This window comes from bacterium (genome assembly GCA_035530055.1).
In the GTDB taxonomy this organism is placed as follows: Bacteria; UBA6262; WVXT01; order WVXT01; family WVXT01; genus WVXT01.
In genome coordinates this window covers 1-4,134 of record DATKVN010000058.1, presented here as the reverse complement: position 1 = coordinate 4,134, position 4,134 = coordinate 1, and the positions used below count along the sequence as shown (strand labels likewise).

General features: G+C 43.4%; 4 protein-coding genes. All 4 read right to left on the bottom strand.

Annotation, left to right across the window (positions count from 1 at the left end; genetic code table 11):
* On the bottom strand, positions 1–373 hold a 373-nt coding region (locus VMW39_04945), incomplete at its 3' end, for a PilZ domain-containing protein (GenBank protein HUW23357.1).
* 289 nt (positions 374–662) lie between these two features.
* Complete coding sequence (gene mutL / locus VMW39_04940; protein ID HUW23356.1) at positions 663–2,432, bottom strand: DNA mismatch repair endonuclease MutL; 1,770 nt, start codon at positions 2,430–2,432, stop codon at positions 663–665.
* A gap of 179 nt (positions 2,433–2,611) precedes the next feature.
* Positions 2,612–3,061: a PilZ domain-containing protein gene (locus tag VMW39_04935; GenBank protein ID HUW23355.1), complete on the bottom strand. Its 450-nt coding sequence runs from the start codon at positions 3,059–3,061 to the stop codon at positions 2,612–2,614.
* 2 nt (positions 3,062–3,063) lie between these two features.
* Positions 3,064–4,134: DNA mismatch repair protein MutS (locus tag VMW39_04930; GenBank protein HUW23354.1), on the bottom strand; the 1,071-nt coding region annotated here is incomplete at its 5' end.

The following is a 4,134-nucleotide window of genomic DNA, read 5'->3' as shown; positions in this document are numbered from 1 at the left end:
GCTGTTCCACGTCTAGTTTCAAAAATTTGAACCCATACAGGAATTCTCTCTTCTTTGTCTTCGGAGCAGTCCACATCAATTCAACCGGTATAGCTCTATTCAGTGCATCGTAGGTAGATTCTATATTAAGAGACAATCTGGGAGAGCCATTTAAGGGTTTCTCCAAAATAAGGTCCACTCCCGATTCGTTTAAATTGACAATTTTCCCTTTAATACTAGTAGAAATATTTTTTTCCAAATCCTTGACCCTAACCTTAACTGGCAAATGCACGGTAAAACGAGGAGAACTTCTCCTTTCAGGAGATTTCCTTTTACCACCCCTAACAGCTGGTGATTTCCTTCTATCTGGAATTAACCAAACAGGTATTTCCATACGAATAGAACCCCCTTATTTATTCCAATTTGTGCCTCTCACAAAATTATTTTCTCGTAGGAGAACTTGGTTAATTTCTCCAAAAAGCACTATTTTTATCCTCTTTTCAAGCGGGAGAAGATCTATTCTTCCCCCTTATTATTTCCTCTCCCCTCTGGGGAGGATTAAGCCTGCCCATGCTCCCTGCCCGTCCCGAGCCTTAAGGGCCTGCCCATTCTGGGCCTTAACGGTCAGGAGTGAAACAAAAAATGACTCTGACCCCTTTTTTGAAAAAGTACCTGTCACTTTTTTATCTTTTGAACCTTCTATCCAGCTCTTCCCTGGTCAATTTAATCATTGTTGGCCTGCCATGGGGGCAGATATGAGGAGATTCGCACCTATTGAGTCTCCTCACTACTTCGTCCATCTCTCTATTGTTCAAGCTCTGCCCAGCCATAATTGCTGCCCGGCAAGCCATAATTTTAAATATATCAGAAGAGATTTCTACAACCATCTTCTTACTCTCTTTTCTTTTCACTTCATCAGAAATCTCATCAACGAGGTCGATAATAAATTGCTTCTTAATTTCCTTTCCCAGGATATGTGGCGTGGCTTTTACCAGGAAAGAAGAGCGTCCAAACTGTTCCACTTCAAAGCCCAATTTGGAGAAAAGGTCTGTGTTCGCTATTAATACCTGGACATTATGAGGAGGTAGTTCAATCTGGATGGGAAATAGAAGGCGTTGCGACTCTATTTTTTGGTCTTTATAGTCATTTTCCAGCTGTTCAAATAGGATTCGTTCCCAGGCTGCATGCTGGTCCAGAATTACTATTCCATCTGCACTGCGAGCAACTATGTACAGGTTATCTAATTGTCCCAGCGCCACCATCGCTTCTTTCTTCACTTCTATTCTCTTTTCTGGCTCAGGAATGTGGAACTTCTTTGGCTGGAACAACTCCTCTGGAGAAATCGATCCCTGCCACTTCTGGCTTTTCACTAAATAGTCTTTCATTGCTTCTTCAATTCTTCTTTTCCGAAAAGACGAACCTTCAGGATAGGTAGTCTTCTCCTCTATTTCCACCATTGTGACTTCTTTATGTAGATTTTGCTTGATAGTCTGCATAACAATTGTGTGTATCGTTGGCTCGTTGACAAAGCGCACTTCCTTTTTTGTGGGATGAACGTTTACATCAACTAGAGATGGTCCAATCTCTATGGAAAGGAAAACACCTGCGTGGCGTGAGGGTGGCAGAAAATCCTTATATCCTTCCCAAGTAGCGTGGCTGATTAGCCGGCTGCTAATTGCCCGTTTATTTACGAATAAAAATTGGTGTTGGCGATTAGTATAAGAAAGATTAGGTTTGGTAATGAAACCGGAAATTCTCAAAAACTTATTTTCAAACTGCAGGGGAACGAGGTCCTCCACTATTTTAGTTCCGTATAGAGAAGCGATTCTTTCCAGTAAGGTCTGTTCTCGGGGAAGATTCTTTATGATATGTCGACCGTCCTCTTTTAATTCAAAACTTACCTGGGGATGAGACAGGGCGAAATTCTGAACTGCTCTGGTTATCTGCCTACTCTCTGTGGAATCCGCCTTCAAAAACTTCAGGCGCGCCGGGACATTAAGGAAGAGGTCTTCCACTATTACTGTAGTTCCCGGCGGACTTCCTGCTTCCAAGAGTTCAAAAGAATTACCCTTGACTTTTGCCTGACAACCTACAGGACTCTCTTCACTCCGGGTAAGTAAAGTCAAATTAGCTACAGCTGCAATTGAGGGTAGAGCCTCTCCGCGAAATCCTAAAGTGCTAATTGACTGAAGGTCTTCTAACTCCTTTATCTTACTGGTAGCATGGCGCTGAAGAGCCAATTCGGCATCTTCTCTGGACATGCCTGAGCCGTCATCAATTACCCGGATTAATTTCTTTCCCCCGCTTCCTATTTCTATGGTAATATGCTTTGCCCCGGCATCCAGAGAGTTTTCTACCAGTTCCTTGACAATCGATGCTGGTCTCTCCACAACCTCTCCAGCAGCTATCTTGTTTATCACTTCTTCAGATAAAATTTCAATTTTACCCGCCATTTTGGTCTTCTCCAAAATTTGTAAGTAGTGTAGCCCCTTGTGGGCGTAATTAGTGTAGCCCTTTATGGGCGTAATGTCTACGAGGGTAGTGTAGCCCTTCATGGGCGTAATGTTTACGGGGACAAGCCCCTACACTACCTATGTTGCTAATTCGGTCGAGTGCTCTTCAGAGTGCCAATTTAATTTTTATATCTGTTAATTTCCACTTTTATCGGCTTGGCGCACAATTGATAGTAAGTACATTCTGCAGAACATATCTTTTCCTCGCCCATCATTCTTCTTGTTTCGCAAAGGTCGAAAGCATCCGCCATCATGTTGATGCGTTTCTTAACTTCCGCCTTTATTTTAGTGAAGGCAATAACAATTAAATATGTCTTCTCTTTCCCTTCAACCCGAACTATTTTCCCCTCCACATCCTTCAATTTCAGACCATCCAGGTTGAAATTCAAATTGATAGAAGCATCTACAGGAAGGGATAGAAAAGTTATGAGCGCCATGCCCCCAGCACTTACATTGTAGATGATTGCCGGAATTTCTTTCTTCAGTTTCGCTTCCGGCGATTCAACCAGAGCCTCCTTGACAACCGTTACTGTGGGAATCCGTCTATGCTTTCTTCTTTCCTTTACCATACTCAATTCCCCCCTTTCTTTACCTTCTTCTTCAACTCCTGCAGCTTATTCAACGCCTCTATTGGCGTCATCTCTTCTACTTTTATCTCCTTCAATTCCTTAAGGAGACTCTTCTCTCTTTCAGCAAATAGAGAAAGCTGCTTTGCCTCTTTTTCCACTTTCGCCAATTTAGGCATTCCATCTTCCCGGTAAGAATTCTTCTCCAAATCGTAAAGTATCTCTTTTGCCCTTTCTAACACCTCCTTTGGCAGCCCAGCCAGCTGAGCTACGTGGATTCCATAGCTCTTATCCGCGCTCCCTTCTATTAATTTACGCAAGAAAATGACCTTGTCTCCCCATTCCCGAACAGCAAAATTGTAGTTCTTCACCCCTGATAGAGTCTGCGCCAGCTCGGTCAGCTCAAAATAGTGGGTAGCAAATAGAGTCCTGGGACCCAAAGGTCTTTCAGATTCACCAGAGGCCTGCGTTCCTTTTGCCATACTGTTCAGGTATTCCACTGCTGCCCAGGCAATGCTGATGCCATCAAACGTGGACGTTCCCCGACCAATCTCATCCAGGATAAGAAGGCTCCTGGAAGTTGCATTGTTCAGGATATTGGCAGTCTCAATCATCTCCACCATAAACGTAGATTCGCCCCGGGAAATAGTATCTCTGGTGCTGATGCGGGTGAAGATACGGTCAACTATGCCAATTGTCGCCTCTTCAGCAGGAACAAAGCTCCCCATCTGTGCCAGAAGAACAATCATCGCTACCTGGCGAATATAGGTAGATTTTCCCGCCATATTTGGACCGGTAATAATAAGAATTTGATTCTCACACTCATCCAGATATGTATCATTGGGGATGAACTTCTCGCCAATCAGCATCTTTTCCACAACAGGGTGGCGACCTGCTTTAATGGAGATAACCTCTCCATCATTCAAAACAGGCTTTGTATAGTTATTATTTGCTGCAACTTCCGCAAGACAATTCAGAACGTCTATCTCGCCAATCGTCCTCGCCACTTCCTGAATCTTTCTCGCCTCGCCAATCACTCTCTTCCTTATATCCTGGAATATCTCATATTCCAGTTC